This window comes from Thermithiobacillus tepidarius DSM 3134 (genome assembly GCF_000423825.1).
GTDB classification, from domain to species: domain Bacteria; phylum Pseudomonadota; class Gammaproteobacteria; order Acidithiobacillales; family Thermithiobacillaceae; genus Thermithiobacillus; species Thermithiobacillus tepidarius.
Genome location: NZ_AUIS01000004.1, coordinates 135,207 through 153,257 on the forward strand (window position 1 = coordinate 135,207; position 18,051 = coordinate 153,257).

Below are 18,051 nucleotides of genomic sequence, written 5' to 3' on the forward strand. Positions count from 1 at the left end.
GACTCAACAGCCATGATTCGAGTGAAATGCTTTGCCAGCGTGCGCGAGGAACTGGGCGTGGACGAACTGGCCCTGCCCCTGCCCCGGGCGGACGCCACGGTGGCCGACGTGCTCCAGGCCCTGCAGGCGCAGGCGGGCAAATCCCTGGCCCAGGCGCATCTCCTGGCCGCCGTGAACATGACCCATGTCGCCATGGACGCGCCGGTCCAGGACGGCGACGAAGTGGCCTTCTTCCCGCCGGTGACCGGAGGTGGCGCATGATCGTCAAGGTGCAGGCCGCAGATTTCGATCCTCAGGCGGAAATGGACGCCTTCCCGCCGGCCGCCATCCAGGGTGCCGGCGGCCAAGTGACCTTCGTCGGCCTGGTGCGCGATTACAGCGAGGCGAGCGATATCCTCGCCATGGAGATCGAGCATTATCCCGGCATGACCGAGCGGGAACTGCAGCGCGTCTGCACCGAGGCGCAGCAGCGCTACGACATCCTGGACAGCCTGGTGATCCACCGCCACGGTCGCCTGCTGCCCACCGACCGCATCGTTCAGGTGACCGTCTGGGCCCGGCACCGGGCGGCGGCCTTCGACGCCTGCCGCTACATCATCGACGAACTCAAGACCCGCGCGCCGTTCTGGAAGAAGGAAGTCACCCCCGCCGGCCAGCGCTGGGTCACTGACTGCCCCGGCTGCCGCGCCGGCAGCCACGGCCATGGCCACACCCACCTCGGCCCCGCCCACCGCCACCGCGCCGGCGGGGAGGGCTGAGGCCGGGCGCGGCCTCGACGACAGTTTTCAGGCAATGCGAAGGGAGTGAATCATGCCGTCCTTTGACGTGGTTTCCAAGGTCGATCTGCAGGAAGTGGACAACGCCGTGAACCAGACCATGAAGGAGATCGGCACCCGCTACGACTTCAAGGGCTCCAAGGCCAAGGTGGAGCGCAACGAGGAGGAACTGCTGCTGAGCGCCGAGGACGACTACAAGCTCGGCCAGCTCCTGGACCTGCTCAGCACCCGCCTGGTCAAGCGCGGCATCGACCTCAAGGCCCTCGATCTCGGCAAGGTGGAGAATGCCGCCGGCAACACCGTGCGCCAGAAGATCAAGGTCAAGGTCGGCGTGGAGACCGAAACCGGCAAGAAGATCATCAAGCACCTCAAGGATACCAAGCTCAAGGTCCAGGCCTCGATCCAGGGCGACCAGGTGCGGGTGACCGGCAAGAGCCGGGACGACCTGCAGGCGGCCATTGCGGAACTGCGGGGGCAGGACTTCAATCTGCCGCTGCAGTTCGTGAATTTCCGGGATTGAGGGGAAAGCGTTCCCCACTTTGGGGCACTTGCCCCCCGTTTCAATCTGGATAATCGGGAAGGACAGGCCAAGGGCGCCAATGGCCTGAACGCACGTCCGCCACAGGCCTGTGTGCCTGTGTTCGACCCCGTGCAAGGCGCTGACCGGGTGAGGGGAATATGGCCGGCGCCCGGCCATTGCCCCTGGGCCGCGCTGCCGCCTCCAGCCGTGGGAGCGGGCTTGCCCGCGATCCGGTGACGACTGATGCATCCGATCATGGGCTTGCCCGTTCCTGCAAGCCAGGATGCCAGCCCGGCAGCGTTTGGCACGGTACCAAGTTGGCGTGCCCCGGACACCCGCCTCCCTCGGGGAAAGGGCAGGGGAGGGCCTGTCGCTGGAGTGTGAGCTGCTCTCCAGCCGATTTCCAGATCCATTGCCCGCGCACGATCACTTGCACACTGCCAAAGCCTTGCGCTAAGATTTTTTCATGAATCCGCAGATTATCCAGGCCCATTCCGTCACCTGCCATCCCCAGCGCTGGCGGCCGGCCTGCGCCTCGGCCTTGCACCTCAGCCTGCCCCTCGTGTTCGCCGGTCTGCTGCTACCCTACGGGTAGAGCGACTGCATCCACACTTCCCCTCGGGGATCCAAGCACAACAATTCATGGCGCCGTGAGGCGTACTTCGTCATGGAGCATGACATGAGCGAACACTTGATTATTTTCGACACCACCCTGCGCGACGGCGAGCAGTCGCCGGGCGCGGCGATGACCCGGGACGACAAGATCCGCATCGCCAAGGCCCTGGAGCGCCTGCGGGTGGACGTGATCGAGGCGGGCTTTCCGGCGGCCAGCAACGGCGACTTCGAGGCGGTGCGGGCGGTGGCGGAGGCGGTGAAGGACAGCCGCATCTGCGGCCTGGCCCGGGCGCGGGAGCAGGACATCACCCGGGCCGGCGAGGCCCTGAAGCCGGCCGCCGCCAACCGCATCCATACTTTCATCGCCACCAGCCCGATCCACATGCAGGCCAAGCTGCGCATGAGCCCGGAGCAGGTGCTGGAGGCGGCGGTGGCGGCGGTGAAGCTGGCGCGCCGCTTCGTGGAGGACGTGGAGTTCTCCCCGGAGGACGCGGGCCGCTCGGATGAGGATTTCCTGTGCCGGGTGATCGAGGCGGTCATCGAGGCCGGCGCCCGCACCATCAACATTCCCGACACGGTGGGCTACAACCTGCCGGACCGCTTTGGGCGCCTGATCCGCAATTTGCGCGAGCGCATCCCCAACGCCGACAAGGCGGTGTTCTCGGTGCACTGCCACAATGACCTGGGCCTGGCGGTGGCCAACTCGCTGGCGGCGGTGCAGAACGGCGCGCGCCAGGTGGAGTGCACCATCAACGGCCTGGGCGAGCGCGCCGGCAACGCGGCCCTCGAGGAGATCGTGATGGCGGTGCGCACGCGCCGGGATCTCTTCACCTGTGACACGCGCATCGACACCACCCAGATCGTGCCGGCCAGCAAGCTGGTGTCCAGCATCACCGGCTTTCCGGTGCAGCCCAACAAGGCCATTGTCGGCGCCAACGCCTTCGCCCACGAGTCGGGCATCCACCAGGACGGCGTGCTCAAGCACCGCGAGACCTATGAGATCATGCGCGCCGAGGACGTGGGCTGGAGCACCAACCGCATCTCGCTGGGCAAGCTCTCGGGCCGTGCCGCCTTCCGCTCGCGCCTGCAGGAGCTGGGCATCGCCCTGGGCGAGGAGGAGTTGAACCTGGCCTTCGCCCGCTTCAAGGATCTGGCCGACCGCAAGGCCGAAATTTTCGATGAGGATCTGCAGGCGCTGATCAGCACCGAGGTGCACGCCGGCCTGACCGAGCATTACCGCCTGGGCTATCTGCGCGTCTGCTCGGAGATGGGCACGCGCCCGGAAGCCACCGTGGAGCTCCTGGTCGACGGCGTGGAGAAGACCGCGCGTGCCCACGGCGGCGGACCGGTGGACGCGGCCTTCAAGGCCATCGAGTCCATCGCCCAGTCCGGCGCCACGTTGCTGCTTTATTCGGTCAATGCCATCACCACCGGCACCGACGCCCAGGGCGAGGTGACGGTGCGCCTGGAGAAGGACGGCCGCGCCGTGAACGGACAGGGGGCGGACACGGACATCGTGATCGCCAGCGCCAAGGCCTATCTCAATGCCTTGAACCGCCTGGCCCAGCCGATCGCCCGCCAGCATCCGCAGTTGTAGCGGGCGAGCTGGCCGCAAATCGGGGAATGGTCCGCGGACCATTCCTTTTTTGCGTCCTGTCGCCCGTCCAGGAGTCCGGTCCTTGCCGGAACGGCGGACTTCTCCTATCTACTAGGGTGATCTCTGCTCTGCAAAGCTCGTCAAGGACAGCAACAACCAAAAAACAACCGGGCGGCCTGGCACATGGATTCCTCCTTCGATCTCTCCGGCACTTTGCTGGACATCGTCAACTACGCCCTCAGTCTGGATCTGAGCGGGCGCCTGCCCATTGCCGATGCCCACGGCAACGCGGGCTGGCTGCTCTTTGCCGGGCGCCGGCTGCGCAACGTCATCCTGGGGGAGACGGAGGGGCAGGAGGCGCTGCGCGCGCTGGCCGGCGGCGCCCAGGTCAATTGCAGCTTCGACGAGGCGCTGGCGGGCGAGGAGGGCGGGCCGCTGAGTCTGGATTACGCGGCGCTGCGCGAGGTGCTGGAGCGCCTGCAGCAGGAAACCGCTCCCCGGCGCCGCAAAATCCTGCCCAAGGAGAAGCTCGAACCGCGCCGGGTCAGCCCGGCGGCCGGGCGGCTGCCGGCGGGCCCCGCCTTTCCGGCTCTGCCCAAGGACGTGTTTCCCAACGATCGGGACGTGCGCGTCTTCGGCACCATCATCGGCGACCGGGTGCAGTGCTATGCGGTCAACATGGCCAGTTTGCCGGCCCAAAAACTGCGCCTGCTGATCCGACAGATCCGCAATCATGCCGAGAGCGCCCGGGAGCTGGCCGCCTATCTGCCCGACCGGGAAACGGCGGACCGGCGCTACACCCAGATCGTGGAAGTGCCCGGCAATCTGCTGGGCGTGCTGCAAGAGGACGGCATCCCCTGGACCCTCTTCGTCGTCTGCCGCAAGCCGGACGTGCTCGGCCATACCCTGCTGCTGGGCCGCCTGGAAATGTTGATTCACCGCCTGAACAATTCTGCAAGCGAGAACGAGGCATGAGCATCACCGCTGAAAACAGTGCGTCGGCCGCCCGGCGGCAGCGCCCGAAGATCGTCTTCACCGGCAGCGTGGGTGCCGGCAAGACCACCGCCCTGAAGACCATCAGCAGCATCCCGCCGGTGACCACCGACGTGCGGGCCTCCGAAGCGGAGGTGCTGGCCGTCAAGGACGAGACCACGGTGGCCATGGACTACGGCCACCTGATGCTGGCCAGCGGCGTGAAGGTGGACCTCTATGCGACGCCCGGACAGGAACGCTTCTCGTTCATGTGGGACATCCTCGGCAAGGGCAGCACCGGACTGATCCTGCTGGCGGACGCCAGCCGCCCCGACCCGCTGGCCGATCTGGCTTTCTTCCTGGAGCGTTTCCGTCCCATCGTCCGGGACGCACCGATGGCGGTGGGCATCACCAAGGCGGATGAGGGCGCGGGCGCGGTGGAGCCGCTGCAGCAATACCTGAAGCAGCTCGACCCGCCCGTGCCGGCTGTTGCCGTGGACGCCCGCGAGGCCGTGCAGGTCAAGCGCTTGGTCTTTTCCCTCCTGCTGCGCATCGATCCCGGGCTGCTGCGCTAGCACGGCCCAGTCCAGCCGTCCTTATCCCCGTCGCGCCTGCCGCTCCGCCTTCAGCAGCGGCTGCAGGCTGCGCCACACCGTGTCGCTCAGGATGCGCTGACCCCTGGCGTTGGGGTGGATGCCGTCATCCAGGTTCAGGCTTGCCTGGCCCGCCACCCCTTCGAGCAGGAAGGGCAGGAGGGGCACCTGATATTGGCGCGCCAGCTCGGGATAGATCTGCTGGAACTTATTGGCGTAGACCGAGCCATAATTGGGGGGAATCCGCAGTCCCACCAGGAGCACCCGGGCGCCCGCCGCCTGGGACAGCTCGATCATGCGCGCGAGGTTGGCCCGGGTCTGGGACAGGGACAGCCCGCGCAACGCATCGTTGGCGCCCAATTCGAGAATGACGATCTGCGGGCGCTCCCGCGCCAGGGTGCGGGGCAGCCGCGCCAGTCCGCCCGCCGTGGTATCGCCGCTGATGCCCGCGTTCACCACGCGGTGGGGCAGGCGCGCGGCCTGCAGCCGCTGCTGCAGCAGGGCCGGCCAGGCCTGTTCCCGGGGCAGGCCGTAGCCGGCGGTGAGGCTGTCGCCGAAGGCCAGCACGAGCGGGGCTTCCCGCGCCGTGGCGGGGGCTGCGGACAGGAACATCAGGAGCAGCATCAGGATCAGATGCCGGCGGGCGAGCAGAGACGGTAAATTCACGGTCATGGAGGTACCTGTTGTCCAGCATCCTGGAAGTGAGACACCTGGCGAAGGAGGTGGCCGACAGCGCCGGTGTCCTGGTGCTGTTGGAGAATATCAGCTTTTCCCTGCAGGCGGGCGAGAGCGTCGCTATCCAGGGGCCGTCGGGGGCCGGCAAGTCGACCTTGCTGGGCCTGCTGGCTGGCTTGGACCTGCCCACCCGCGGCCAAGTTCTGCTGAACGGGATCGATCTCTTCAAGCTGGACGAAAACGCGCGGGCGCGGCTGCGCGGCCAGTCCATCGGCTTCGTCTTCCAGTCTTTTCAGTTGCTGCCGTCCCTGACCGCCCTGGAGAACGTCATGCTGCCCCTGGAGCTGGCCGGGCGGCGCGACGCGCGGGCGCGGGCGCAGGAGATCCTGGAGCGGGTAGGCTTGGCGCAGCGGCTGTCGCATTATCCGGCCCAGCTTTCCGGGGGCGAGCAGCAGCGCGTCGCCGTGGCCCGCGCCTTCGCCCCCGAACCGCCTTTGCTCTTGGCCGATGAGCCGACCGGCAACCTGGACCAGGCCACCGGCGCCCGCATCGTGGACCTGCTCTTTTCCCTGAACCGGGAAAGGGCCGCCACCCTGGTGCTGGTCACCCACGACCCGGCGCTGGCCGGCCGCTGCGAACGGCAACTGCATTTGCAGGCCGGCCGCCTGCTGGAGGAGCGGTGACGCGGCCCGCCGCGCAGCTGGCTCTGGCCCTGCGGCTGGCGTTGCGCCAAAGCCGGGTGAGCTGGCGCGAGCTGGCCGGACTGGTGCTGGCGCTCGTGGTCGGCATCAGCGCGCTGGTCGCCGTCAGCGCCTTCACCGATCGCGTCGGGCGCGGCCTGCAGCTCAATGCCGCCGCCCTCTTGGGCGGCGATCTGGCCGTCATTGCCGATCGGCCCATTCCGCTTGCCTTCGCGCAGGAGGCGCAGCGGCGCGGCCTGCGCTCGGCGCAGACGGCCGGTTTTCCCAGCATGGTGCTGGCGGGCGAGCGCGACAAGCTGGTGGAGCTCAAGGCGGTCGGCGCCGGCTTTCCGCTGCGGGGCGAGCTGCGGGTGGAGGACGGGCGCGGCCGCAGCCTCGCCGGCATACCCGCGCCGGGCACCGTGTGGGTGCAGCCGGACCTCCTGGCGCAGCTCGGCGTGCGGATCGGCGATGCCTTGCAGGTGGGCGAGCGCAGCTTGCGCATCGCCGGCGTGATCCTGGAGGAGCCGTCCAGCGGCGGCGGGCTTTTCAGCATCGGCCCCCGGGTCATGTTGAACTGGGCGGATCTGGCCGGCACCGGGCTGATCCAGTACGGCAGCCGCGTCGGCTACCGTCTGCTGCTGGCCGGCGGGGAGGCCGAGGTCAAGGCCTACCGCCAATGGGCCAAGTCTCGCCTGCAGCGCGGCATGCGCCTGGAGGGCGTGACCGACGCGCGTCCGGAACTGCGCATGACCCTGGAGCGGGCCGAACGTTTCCTCGGCCTGGCGGCCCTGAGCGCGTTGCTGCTGGCGGGCATCGCCGTGGCCACCAGCGTGCGCAGCTTCGTCGCCCGGCGGCTGGATGCGGTGGCGGTGCTGCGCTGCCTGGGAGCGGGCAGCGGACTGATCCTGGCCATTTATTTGAGCCAGGTGGTGCTGCTCGGCGTGCTCGGCACGGGACTCGGCGTGCTGCTGGGCTACCTCTTGCAGGGCGCCCTGCCGGCGTTGCTGGGCGGCGTGCTGCCCGGCCCGCTGCCGCCGCCGTCCTGGCTGCCCGCCGGCGTCGGGCTGGCCATGGGGCTGTCCAGCGTCATCATCTTCGCCTTGCCGCCGCTGCTGCGCCTGCGCCGGGTGCCGGCCCTGCGGGTGCTGCGCCGGGATCTGGAGAGCACGGGCCGGCTGGATGCGGCGACGGCACTGGTTTATCTGCTGTCCGCGGCGCTCTTGGTGGGCTTGGTGCTGTGGCAGGCTGGCGATCTGCGCTTGGGGCTCTACACCCTGGCGGCGGTGCTCGGTACCGTGGTGGTCCTGGCCGGCCTGGGCTATGGCTTGATCGTGCTGATCAGCCGCCTGCGCATCTGGGGCGGGGTGAGCTGGCGCTTCGGCTTGGCCAACCTGGCGCGGCCGGGCAACCGCAGCATCGGCCAGATCCTTGCCTTCGGCATCGGCCTCCTGGCGCTGCTCAGCATCACCGTGGTGCAGGGCGATCTCTTCAAGGCTTGGCAGCACCAGGTGCCGCCCGACGCGCCCAATCACTTCGTCATCAACATTCTGCCCGATCAGCAGGCAGAGATCGCCGCGTTTTTCCGCGGCCAGGGCCTGCCGCCGCCCGCGCTCTATCCCATGGTGCGGGCGCGGCTGGTCGCCATCGACGGCAAGCCCCTGCGCAGCATCCGCTTCAAGGACCGCCGCTCCCAGGCGCTGGCCACGCGCGAGTTCAACCTGTCCTGGGCGGCACGGCCGCAGGCGGACAACGTCGTCACCGCCGGCCGCTGGTGGGCCCCGGCGCAGCGGGGGCAGGCGATCCTGTCGGTGGAGGAGGGCATCGCCGAAGCGCTTGGCGTGCGGGTGGGCAGCACCCTGCGCTACGACATCGCCGGGCAGCCCTTCGAGGCGCGCATCGTCAACCTGCGGCGGGTGAACTGGGACAGCTTCAACGTCAACTTCTTCGTGGTCGCCCCGCCGGGCGTGCTGGATTCCTTTCCCGCCACTTACGTCACCAGCTTCCATCTGCCGCCCGGCCGGGCGCGTTTTTCCTCCGAGCTGGTGGCGCGCCTGCCCAATCTGACCGTCATCGACGTGGGCGCGGTGCTGGCTCAGGTGCAGCAGGTGCTGGCCCAGATCCGCGAGGTGGTGGGCTTCGTCTTCCTGTTCACCCTCCTGGCCGGCTTCGTGGTGCTCCTTGCGGCGATCCAGGCCACCCAGGGCCAGCGCAGCCGCGACGCGGCCCTGCTGCGCACCCTGGGCGCGCGCGCCGGTCAGCTGCGCGCCGCTGCCTTCGCGGAGTTCGCCGCGATCGGCCTGGCCGCCGGCCTCATTGCCGCCCTGGGTGCCACCGTGCTGACCGGTGTGCTCAGCGCCCGCATCTTCGAGCTGCCGTTCCGGCCGAATCCCTGGCTGTGGCTGTGGGGGCCGGGACTGGGCAGCCTCGGCATCGGGCTGGCGGGAATGCTGGGCCTGCGCCGCGTGCTGGCGACGCCGCCCCTGCAGGTGCTGCGCTGAGACGGGCTCAGGCGCCGGGCGGCGGGCTGGCGTGCTGCAGCAGTTGACGGGCCGTCCGGGCTTTGCGCTCGTCATCGTGGGTGAAGAAGAACTCCACCCGCGGCGGCGTGGTCGCCGGTGCGTCGTCCAGGATCGGCAGGCGGTTGCGCAGATGGCGGGCCAGGCCGGCGTTGCCGTCGAAGATGCGCGCCTCCGCGCCGAAGACTTGGCGGATCTGGGGCTGGATCAGGGAGTAATGGGTGCAGCCCAGCACGAAGAGGGGCGTGCCTTCGGCGGGCAGCCGGGGTTTTACCGTGTCGGCCAGATAGGCTTGGGCGCCGGCATAGTCCGCCGCTTCGATCAGATCGGCCAGCCCCGGGCAGGCGATGGGATGGATATGCGCCGCCCGTTCCGGAAAGCGGCGGATGAGCTGCCGCAGCTTCTCGCCGCGGATGGTCATGGCCGTGGCCAGCACGGCGATGGGCTCGTCCCGGCTCTGCTCGACCGCGGTCTTCAGGGCGGGCTCGATGCCGAGCACCGGGATGTGGGCAACTGCCCGTACCGCTTCCACGGCGGCGCTGGTGGCGGAGTTGCAGGCAATCACCATGGCCGCCGCGCCCCGGTCGAGGAAATGATGGTAGGCCGCCAGGCTCCAGGCCTGCACCCGTTCCGGCGCCTTGTCGCCGTAGGGGGCATTGGCGGTGTCGCCGTAATAGAGGAAGTGGGCTTGCGGAAAACGCTGGAGCAGGCTGGCCAGCACGCTGACGCCGCCGAGGCCGGAGTCGAATACGCCAATCTTCACAGGGGACATGCAGCGGCTGACTTAAGTCGGATTTCCGGAATGACGCCGCTATTTTTGCAGTTCTCCGGGGGAAAAACCAGTCTAAGCATTTACCCCCGGCCGGCAAACCCCTACAATTTCGGGCAATCACAGTGTAACGACCACGTCTGTTACGGCAGGCCGGTCCGATTCCAATTACCGTAACGGGCCAACAGCGAGAGGAGCCAAGATGATCAAGAACAACGACGTGGTTTACATCCAATACACGTTGAGCGACCAGGCGGGCGAGGTGCTGGAAAAGACCTCCAGCCCGATCCCTTACCTGCATGGCCATCACAACATTTTTCCCAAGCTGGAGAGCATGTTGGAGGGCAAGTCGGAGGGCGACAAGATCTCCGTCGACCTGAGCGCGGACGAGGCCTTCGGCGAGAAGCGCGACGACCTGCGCCGCGTGGAATCGCGCGACAGCTTCCCCGATGACGCGCAACTGGTGGTCGGCAGCCAGTTCGAGGGTGAGCTGCCCACCGGCGAGGTCGCCATCTTCACGGTGGTCGGCATGGACGGCGACAAGGTCTACCTGGACGGCAATCACCCCCTGGCCGGCCAGCCCCTGCACTTCGATGTGGAGGTGACCTCCGTCCGCGCCGCCAGCCCCGAAGAGATCGCCCACGGTCACGTGCACGGCGAGGGCGGGCACCACCACTAGGCCGTCCTGGCGGACGCGAGCTGAAAAGGCCCCGTTCGGGGCCTTTTTCATGGGCACTTCAGCGGCGCAGGTGGCGGCGCACGTACCAGACCAGGCCCAGGAGCAGCGCCGCGCCGATGAGGAAGTCGAAGCGGTGGAAGTAGACCTTCAGGCCGGTCCAGTTCTCGCCCAGGGTGTAGCCGAGCCAGGCGAGCCCGTAGCACCAGAGAAAGGAGCCGACGAAGGTGTAGATGACGAAACGGCCCAGGTGCATGCGGCTGATGCCGGCGGGAAAGGCGATGAAGGTGCGGATGATGGGCAGCAGGCGCCCCACGAAGATGGTGATGTCGCCGTGGCGGCTGAACCAGCGGTCGGCGAGGTCGAGGTCGTGGTGGGAGATGAGCACGTAGCGGCCGTACTTCTCCACCAGCGGGCGGCCGCCCCAGGCGCCGGCGTAGTAGGCGACCAGTGAACCCAGCACGCAGCCGACCGCCCCCGCCAGGGCCACTCCCCACAGGGTCATGTCGCCGCGCCAGGCCAGATAGCCGGAGAAGGGCATGATGACTTCCGAAGGCAGGGGAATGCAGGCGCTCTCGATGGCCATGAGCAGCGCGACGCCACCATAGCCCAGGTTGCTGATGACGCCGATGACGAAGCCGCTCAGGACGGCCAGGAGCTTTTCAATCATGGCTCAGGGCCAGAAATACCAGAGGACGACGAGCCCGAAGACGATGCGGTAGTAGGCGAAGATCTTGAAGTCGTGGCGCCCGACGTAGGCCAGCAGGGAGCGCACTACGATGAGGGCGGAGACGAAGGCGGCCGCGAAGCCGATGGCGAATAGCACGAAGTCCTCGGCATGGAGGATGTCGAGGTTTTTGTAAAGGTCGTAGGCGGTGGCGGCGAACATGGTTGGAATGGCCAGGAAAAAGGAAAACTCCGTCGCCGCCGGCCGCGAAAGGCCCACCACCAGGCCGCCCATGATGGTGGAACCCGCCCGGGACACGCCGGGAAAAAGGGCGAAGCTCTGCGCCAGCCCTACCTTGAGGGCATCCGGCCAGCGCATCTCGTCCACGCTGTGAATGCGCGGCGCCGGCTTGAAGTGCTCGATGGCGAGGATGACGAAGCCGCCCGCCACCAGGGCGGCCGCCACCGTGAAGGGATTGAAGAGGTGCGACTTGATGAAGCCGTGCAGGGCGACGCCCAGCAGGGCGGCCGGCAGGAAGGCGATAAGCAGGTTGACGGCGAAGCGCTGGGCGGCGGGGTCGCTGCCCAGGCCGCCGACCACCTTGCCCACCTTGGCCCGGTAATTGTACACCACGGCGACGATGGCGCCGAGCTGGATTACGATTTCGAAGACCTTGGCCTGTTCGCCGGTGTAGTGGAGCAGATCGGCAGCAATGATGAGGTGCCCGGTGCTGGAGATGGGAAGAAACTCCGTGGCGCCCTCCAGGATGCCGAGAATGAGGGCTTTGAGCCAAAGCAGGGTATCCACGTGGACTGCTCCTCCGTGTTTTTTGTGTTTTGAAACGGAAAAATCAGCTTTTGGCTTGCTTCGGGAATTGCAGGGCCGCGCCGTGCACGCCCGGGCGGATCTCACCCCGGGCGAACACCACTTGGCCGCCGACTACGGTGTAGAGCGGCCAGCCGCTCAGCTCCCAGCCGTCAAAGGGGCTCCAGCGGACCTTGGTGAACATCTCGTCATTCTTCACCGGGCGCACCTGCAGCATGTCCACCAGCACGAGATCGGCGTCCCAGCCGATCTCGATGCGGCCCTTGTTGGGCACGCCGTAGAGGCGCGCCGGGTTGAAGCACATCCAGCGCTGCAGTTCGGCCAGGGTGCAGTGGCCGTCGCGCATGGCGGTCAGCATCAGCGGCAGGCTGGTTTCCACGCCGGGCATGCCGGACGGCGCCTTGGGAAAGCCGAGGGCCTTCTCTTCCAGGGTATGGGGCGCGTGGTCGGTGGCGATGCAGTCGATGGTGCCGTTGCGCAGTCCCTGCCACAGGGCCAGGCGATCCGTTTCCGAGCGGATCGGCGGGTTCATTTGCACCAGGGTGCCCTTTTTGGCGTAGGCGTCCGTGTTCAGGAAGAGGTGGTTGGGAATAGCCTCGGCGGATACGTAGGACGGCTTGTCCGCGGCCAGCAGAGCCACTTCCTCCTTGGTGGACAGGTGCAGGACGTGCAGGCGCCGCCGGTAGCGCTTGGCCAGGCCGAGTGCAAGCCTGGTGGCGAGCAGGGCGGCCTCGTTGTCGCGGATCTGCGAGTGGGTGGCCGGATCGCAGAGATGGGCCAGCTCCGCCTTGCGCGCCTGGATGCGGGCCTCGTCCTCGGCGTGCACGGCGATCAGCTTGGGCACGTTGGCAAAGATGCGGTCCAGGTCCTCCTCGCGGTTGACCAGCAGGCTGCCCGTAGAGGCGCCCATGAAGATCTTCACCCCGCACGCACCCTGAACGCTTTGCAGCGCTTCGAGGTTGTCGGGGGTGGCGCCGATGAAGAAGCCGTAGTTCACCACCGACTTTTCGGCGGCGCGGGCCAGCTTGTCGTCCAGGGCCGCCTGGTTGGTGGTGCTGGGATCGGTGTTGGGCATCTCCAGGAAGCTGGTGACGCCGCCCTTGGCCGCGGCCCGCGAGCCGCTGCCGAGGTCTTCCTTGTACTCCTTGCCCGGCTCGCGGAAGTGCACCTGGGGGTCCATGACCCCCGGCAGCAGGAGGTGGCCGTCGGCCTCCACCACCTCGTCGGCGGGCACCTGCAGGCTGCGGTCGATGGCCGCGATGCGGCCGTTTTCGCAGAGCAGATCGCCTCGGTACAGCTCGCCGCTGGGGCGGGCGATGCGGGCGTCCCGGATCAGCAGGCGGGACAAGGGTTATTCCCCGGCCATCTGTTTTTCGCGTTTCTCCTGCAACGTCTTGCAGTCGATGCACAGGGTGGCGGTGGGACGCGCCTCGAGGCGGCGCAGGCCGATCTCCACGCCGCACATCTCGCAATAGCCGTAGTCGCCCTTGGCGATCAGGTCCAGGGTCTCGTTGATCTTGCGGATCAGCTTGCGCTCGCGGTCGCGGGTGCGCAGCTCCAGGGTCATGTCCGTTTCCAGGCTGGCCCGGTCATTGGGATCGGAGTAGACCACGTTCTCGTCCTGCATGTGCTGCACGGTGCGGTCCACTTCCTCCATGAGCTCCTGCTTCCAATCCTCCAAGATCTTCTTGAAGTGAGCGAGCTGGGCCGGGCTCATATATTCTTCCGACGGCGCGGGTTCGTAGGGGGTGAAGGTTGCGCCGGTAGATTTGGATTGGGCTTGGGCCATGTCGTGCTCCTGATAGTCATGCAGCCGCTGGGCTGCAACAGCGAATTATCGTTCGGCGGGAAGCTATATCAGATTGGGGCGGGTTTGGCAAATGCCCATCAGACCTTGGTAGCAAGTGCGCCGCGCGCCCGGTGAACCTGACTATTTCCCTCAGATAGTTCATAATGCCGGCAAGTAAACCATGACCTTTGGGCAGGAGAAATCATGCCGAGCACTGCTAATCTGGAAGCACTGATCTTCGATGTGGATGGCACCCTGGCGGACACGGAGCGGGACGGCCACCGGGTGGCCTTCAACCGGGCTTTTCGCGCGGCCGGTCTGCCTTTCGACTGGGACGTGGCGCTGTACGGACGCCTGCTGGAGATCACCGGCGGCAAGGAGCGCATCCGCCATTACCTGAACCTCTTTCCCGAGCAGCCCCGTCTGAGCGATGCCGAGATCGCTGCGCTGCACAAGGCCAAAACCGCCCACTACGTCGACATCATGGCCGCCGGCGGCGTGCCCCTGCGCCCCGGCGTGCTGCGCCTGTTGCAGGAAGCCCGCGCCGCTGGCCTGCGCCTGGCCATTGCCACGACCACCACGCCGGAAAACGTGGAAGCGCTGCTGGTCAATGCCGTTGGTCCCGAGGCCATGAGCTGGTTCGAGGTGATCGCCGCCGGCGATGTGGTGCCCGCCAAGAAACCGGCACCGGACATCTATCTGCTGGCCATGGAGCAAATGGGCCTGCGTCCGGAGCAGTGCCTGGCCTTCGAGGATTCGGAAAACGGCGTGCGCGCGGCGCTGGGAGCGGGTCTGCGGGTGCTGGCGACGGTCAACGACTATACCCTGGACCACGACCTGAGCGGCGCCCTGGCGGTGCTGGAGCACCTGGGCGAGCCGGAGCAGCCCGCCCGCGTCCTGGCCGGGCCGGCGGCCGGCCAATCCCTGACCGTGGATGTGGCGCTGCTGCAGCAATGGTGCACCAGCGCGGTGCCGGCACGCCAGGCTGTCCAGGGGAGCTGAGCCTGCCCCGCCTTCCAGTCCGTTTGCCTTGGCGGGCCGCGCAGCAGGCGCGGGCCCGCCGCGGCTGGATCTCTCCAGCCGCAACTCCCCGGCTGCCCGAATGCCGTGCTTTTCCCAAAAACGCTTTATGCCACATAAAAAATACTGCCCGTTTTTGCTCGCCTCGGGCAATTATTCTCGAAAAATATAGTGAATTTCTAATGAACGGTGCGCGGGCCAAGAGTTGACTTGCCCGGCCCTGAAGCTATTTCATAGATAAAGAGCCCGGCAGGGATGGGTCGCTGGGAAAAGCGTCGCGCGGGTGCCCGCCGATGCTTCCGGTCGCGGAAGCTTGGCGGTTCCGGGCTTTCGGAGCCGTTGCCGCCATGCCGGCCGTGCGGCGTGCCATTGCGGCGTCCCCCGGCCCGCACCAGCCAACAAAAATGGAACAACAAGTGAATACCACCACGTACCTCGGGCGTCAGCCCATTTTGGACAACAGCCAGCAAATCGTCGCCTACGAACTGCTGTACCGGCGTGGCAGCCAGGGGGGCGCCGCGGTTCAGGATGCCTCGCAAGCCACCGCCCAGGTGTTGCTGAACACCTTTTCGACCATGGGCGCCCAGCAGGTGCTGGGCAGCAAGCTGGGTTTCATCAACTTCGGACGTGAGCTGCTGGAAAGCGATCTCGTGTATCTCCTGCCCAAGGAACGCGTGGTTCTGGAGATCCTGGAGGATGTGGAGCCGGATACGGAGCTGATCCGGCGCTGCAGGCAGCTGCGGGAGGAGGGATACCGGTTCGCCCTGGATGATTTCATCCATCGCGATGATTTGATGCCCTTGGTGGAGATCGCCGAAGTCCTCAAGCTGGACATCACTCAGCACGATGCCCTGAGCTTGCGCGAGCACGTGCGTCTGGCTCGCAGCCGCGGTCTGCGGACACTGGCGGAGAAGGTAGAAGACAAGGACCAAGTCGAGCAGTGTCGGGCGCTGGGCATGGATTATTACCAGGGCTATTACTTCGCCCGCCCGGTCACGCTGGAGCAGAGCGACATTCCGAGCTTGCGCCTGAGCGTGATCCGCGGCCTGAACCTGATCATGGCCGACGCGGAACTCGGCGAGTTGGAGGCCCTCATCAGCCGTGATGCCGGCTTGAGCTATAAGCTCCTGCGCTACATCAACTGTGCCGGGATGGCCGGCCTGAGCAAGATCGACAGCATCCGCCAAGCCATGGTGCGCATGGGCCGGCAACAGCTCTATCGCCTGCTGACGCTGCTGCTCTTCGCCAACGAGGGGGAGGGGCCGTCCTCGCCCCTGCTCCTGACTGCCCTGCAGCGCGGCCGGCTCCTGGAGCAGCTGGGGCAGGGAAGCGAGCGAGGCAACGAAAACGAGCTCTTCGTGGTGGGCATGTTCTCCATGCTGGAGGCCCTGCTGCACATGCCGATGACGCGCATTGCGGAAGAAATGGTGCTGCCGGACAGCATCCGCACCGCGCTGCTGGAGCGGCGCGGGCCCTATGCGCCCTACCTGGCCTTGGTGGAGGCGCTGGAGCGCTGCGACTGGGCGCAGATGCAACGGCTGGCCGGCGAGCTGGGGATGGCGGAGGAGGCCATCAATGCGGCGGCGCTGGAGGCGCTTGCCTACAGCGAAAAGCTGGCCTGAGCCGGCCGATCGGCCATTCCCGAATAGTTCCCGCGGGTCCGTCGGACTTAAGTAGCTTGAGGGCCGCTCTGGCGGGGCATAAGGTGCTTGCTCAGCAGCCGGATTCCCGCCTGGGGCGGGCAGTCCGGCATCTCCCACTTTCAAGCAGGAGTACCGCCATGAGCGAACGCACCGAAACCCTGACCCAATACGTGGGCGACATGCACGCCCTGGAAAAGCACATGCTCGAGGCCTTCGAGAGCCAGCAGGACCACAGCAAGGACGTGCCCGAAGCCCATCGCGTCGTCCAGCACCTGGTGGAGATGTCGCGCCGGCACATTGCCGACCTGGAGCGCCGGGTCGACACTCTGGGCCACTCGGGCAAGAGCATGACCGATGCCATCAAGTCCGCCGTGTCCGGCATCTTCGGCGCGACCTCCGGGTTGATCGGCAACCTGCGCACCCTGAGCCTGTCGAAGGACATGCGCGACAACTACACCGTCCTGAGCCTGGCCAACATCTCCTACGAGATGCTGTCGACCACTGCGCTGGCGCTGAACGACACCGAAACCGCCGAACTGGCCGAGCGGCATCTGCGGGAATGCATCGCCGCCGCGCAGATGGTGGCCAACCTGATTCCCGCGCTGGTGATCCGCGATCTGCGCGAGGAGGACGTGGCGGTGAACGCGGATGCAGAGGCGCGCGTGCCGCACATTGCCATCCAATTGGGCGCCCCTGGGCAGGCCGGCCTGCCGCACTAGGACGGCGGGCATTCCGGCGCGTGCCGGGATGCGGAGCATCGCCGCTTATGCCCGCATCTTGCGGGCATAAGCGTTTGGAGAGGATGGCTTATGCCACTCGATTGCCTCGTGGTCGGCGCCGGGCCCGGCGGCCTGACGGCGGCCACTTATCTCGCGCGCTTCCGGCGCCGCTTCCAGGTCGTCGACAGCGGCGCCAGCCGCGCGCGGCTCATCCCCGTATCGCACAACTGTCCGGGTTTTCCCGACGGCATTCCCGGCCCGGTGCTGCTGGAGCGCTTGCGCGCCCAGGCGGAGCGCTACGGCGCGTCCATCGGCAGCGGAGTGGTGGAGCGCCTCCGGAAAGTGCCCGACGGCTTCGTGGCCTACACCACCTTGGGCGAGATCCACGCCAGGACAGTGCTGCTGGCCACCGGCACGGTGGACATCGAGCCGGCGCTGCCCGACCTGAATGATGCGGTCAGCCGCGGCCTCATCCGCCACTGCCCCATTTGCGACGCCTACGAGGTAATCGACCACCACGTGGCGGTCATCGGCTATGGCAGCGGCGGGCTGCGGGAGGCGCTGTTCCTGCGCACCTATACGCCTCACCTGATGCTCCTGACCCTGGGCCAGGAGATGCGGCTGAGCGACGAGGAGTGGCAGGCGGCGCGCGAAGCCGGCATTCGCGTCGTCGAGGAGCCGGTGGCCACGGTGCACCTGGAGGGCGACAAGATCGCAGCGCTGCGCATGCACAGCGGGGTGGAGCAACGCTTCGATACCCTGTATTCCGCCCTGGGTGCCCGGGAACGCTCGGGCTTGGCGCGGGACCTGGGGGCGCGGCTGGACGAGCAGGGCTCTTTGCTGGTGGACGCCCATCAGCGCACTTCGGTGCCGGGCCTCTACGCCGCCGGCGACGTGGTGCATAGCCTCAATCAGATCAGCGTGGCCTACGGCCAGGCGGCGATCGCCGCCACGCATATCCACAATACCCTGCGGCATCTCGACTCGGCATAGGGG

At 67.2% G+C, this 18,051-nt stretch carries 20 protein-coding genes; 14 read left to right on the forward strand and 6 right to left on the reverse strand.

All coding sequences use genetic code 11. The features are described 5' to 3' along the window. Nucleotides 1-12 precede the first annotated feature (12 nt). From moaD to G579_RS0102260, 7 genes are all read left to right on the forward strand, one after another. Nucleotides 13-261, forward strand: coding sequence for a molybdopterin converting factor subunit 1 (gene moaD, locus G579_RS0102230; protein ID WP_028988885.1), 249 nt, complete (start codon nt 13-15; stop codon nt 259-261). After that, nucleotides 258-758, forward strand: coding sequence for a molybdenum cofactor biosynthesis protein MoaE (locus G579_RS0102235; RefSeq protein WP_028988886.1), 501 nt, complete (start codon nt 258-260; stop codon nt 756-758). Before moaD ends, G579_RS0102235 begins: the two co-directional genes overlap by 4 nt. 52 nt (nt 759-810) lie before the next feature. Beyond that, nucleotides 811-1,296, forward strand: coding sequence for a YajQ family cyclic di-GMP-binding protein (locus G579_RS0102240; protein ID WP_028988887.1), 486 nt, complete (start codon nt 811-813; stop codon nt 1,294-1,296). A 466-nt stretch (nt 1,297-1,762) separates the two neighbouring features. After that, nucleotides 1,763-1,891 (forward strand): hypothetical protein, encoded by a 129-nt coding sequence (locus G579_RS19570; RefSeq protein WP_269137041.1) that lies wholly within the window; start codon nt 1,763-1,765, stop codon nt 1,889-1,891. A gap of 84 nt (nt 1,892-1,975) precedes the next feature. Continuing rightward, nucleotides 1,976-3,508 (forward strand): 2-isopropylmalate synthase, encoded by a 1,533-nt coding sequence (locus tag G579_RS0102250; protein ID WP_028988888.1) that lies wholly within the window; start codon nt 1,976-1,978, stop codon nt 3,506-3,508. A gap of 183 nt (nt 3,509-3,691) precedes the next feature. Continuing rightward, entirely contained in the window at nt 3,692-4,483 is a 792-nt protein-coding gene (locus G579_RS0102255) for a hypothetical protein (RefSeq protein ID WP_028988889.1), read from the forward strand. Beyond that, nucleotides 4,480-5,055 carry a GTP-binding protein gene (locus G579_RS0102260; RefSeq protein WP_051180727.1) on the forward strand — a complete coding sequence of 192 codons (576 nt, stop codon included), beginning with the start codon at nt 4,480-4,482 and terminating at the stop codon, nt 5,053-5,055. Before G579_RS0102255 ends, G579_RS0102260 begins: the two co-directional genes overlap by 4 nt. Before the next feature lie 21 nt (nt 5,056-5,076). Here G579_RS0102260 and G579_RS0102265 read toward each other — a convergent pair whose 3' ends face one another. Beyond that, on the reverse strand, nt 5,077-5,745 hold the full coding sequence (locus tag G579_RS0102265; protein ID WP_211218633.1) for an arylesterase: 669 nt from the start codon (nt 5,743-5,745) through the stop codon (nt 5,077-5,079). Between the two features lie 11 nt (nt 5,746-5,756). On the opposite strand from G579_RS0102265, the gene G579_RS0102270 reads away from it, so the two are divergent. Further along, the gene (locus tag G579_RS0102270; RefSeq protein ID WP_211218634.1) at nt 5,757-6,431 is read left to right on the forward strand and encodes an ABC transporter ATP-binding protein; all 675 of its coding nucleotides are present in this window, start codon (nt 5,757-5,759) and stop codon (nt 6,429-6,431) included. Next, complete coding sequence (locus tag G579_RS0102275) at nt 6,428-8,929, forward strand: ABC transporter permease (RefSeq protein ID WP_051180728.1); 2,502 nt, start codon at nt 6,428-6,430, stop codon at nt 8,927-8,929. Before G579_RS0102270 ends, G579_RS0102275 begins: the two co-directional genes overlap by 4 nt. A gap of 7 nt (nt 8,930-8,936) precedes the next feature. Here the strand turns inward: G579_RS0102275 and murI are convergent, their stop codons facing one another. Continuing rightward, the gene (gene murI / locus G579_RS0102280) at nt 8,937-9,710 is read right to left on the reverse strand and encodes a glutamate racemase (RefSeq protein ID WP_028988894.1); all 774 of its coding nucleotides are present in this window, start codon (nt 9,708-9,710) and stop codon (nt 8,937-8,939) included. A gap of 208 nt (nt 9,711-9,918) precedes the next feature. Between murI and G579_RS0102285 the strand changes: the two genes are divergently transcribed. Beyond that, nucleotides 9,919-10,395: an FKBP-type peptidyl-prolyl cis-trans isomerase gene (locus tag G579_RS0102285; protein ID WP_028988895.1), complete on the forward strand. Its 477-nt coding sequence runs from the start codon at nt 9,919-9,921 to the stop codon at nt 10,393-10,395. A gap of 58 nt (nt 10,396-10,453) precedes the next feature. Here G579_RS0102285 and G579_RS0102290 read toward each other — a convergent pair whose 3' ends face one another. The 4 genes from G579_RS0102290 to dksA are packed head-to-tail and all read right to left on the reverse strand — an operon-like array spanning nt 10,454 to nt 13,673. Continuing rightward, nucleotides 10,454-11,062 (reverse strand): DedA family protein, encoded by a 609-nt coding sequence (locus tag G579_RS0102290; RefSeq protein WP_028988896.1) that lies wholly within the window; start codon nt 11,060-11,062, stop codon nt 10,454-10,456. Between the two features lie 3 nt (nt 11,063-11,065). After that, nucleotides 11,066-11,866 (reverse strand): undecaprenyl-diphosphate phosphatase, encoded by an 801-nt coding sequence (locus G579_RS0102295; protein ID WP_028988897.1) that lies wholly within the window; start codon nt 11,864-11,866, stop codon nt 11,066-11,068. A 43-nt stretch (nt 11,867-11,909) separates the two neighbouring features. Continuing rightward, on the reverse strand, nt 11,910-13,232 hold the full coding sequence (locus G579_RS0102300) for a dihydroorotase (protein WP_038017649.1): 1,323 nt from the start codon (nt 13,230-13,232) through the stop codon (nt 11,910-11,912). 3 nt (nt 13,233-13,235) lie between these two features. Beyond that, nucleotides 13,236-13,673 carry an RNA polymerase-binding protein DksA gene (dksA, locus tag G579_RS0102305; protein WP_028988899.1) on the reverse strand — a complete coding sequence of 146 codons (438 nt, stop codon included), beginning with the start codon at nt 13,671-13,673 and terminating at the stop codon, nt 13,236-13,238. 204 nt (nt 13,674-13,877) lie between these two features. On the opposite strand from dksA, the gene G579_RS15345 reads away from it, so the two are divergent. The 4 genes from G579_RS15345 to G579_RS0102325 all read left to right on the forward strand — a co-directional run bounded on the left by G579_RS15345 (nt 13,878) and on the right by G579_RS0102325 (nt 18,048). Then, entirely contained in the window at nt 13,878-14,675 is a 798-nt protein-coding gene (locus G579_RS15345) for an HAD family hydrolase (RefSeq protein ID WP_038017651.1), read from the forward strand. Between the two features lie 434 nt (nt 14,676-15,109). Next, nucleotides 15,110-16,315, forward strand: coding sequence for an EAL and HDOD domain-containing protein (locus G579_RS0102315; protein ID WP_028988900.1), 1,206 nt, complete (start codon nt 15,110-15,112; stop codon nt 16,313-16,315). 158 nt (nt 16,316-16,473) lie between these two features. Beyond that, nucleotides 16,474-17,055: a DUF892 family protein gene (locus G579_RS0102320; RefSeq protein WP_028988901.1), complete on the forward strand. Its 582-nt coding sequence runs from the start codon at nt 16,474-16,476 to the stop codon at nt 17,053-17,055. Between the two features lie 90 nt (nt 17,056-17,145). Next, a complete protein-coding gene (locus G579_RS0102325) occupies nt 17,146-18,048 on the forward strand; it encodes an NAD(P)/FAD-dependent oxidoreductase (protein WP_028988902.1) in 903 nt (300 codons plus the stop codon). Nucleotides 18,049-18,051: the final 3 nt, after the last annotated feature.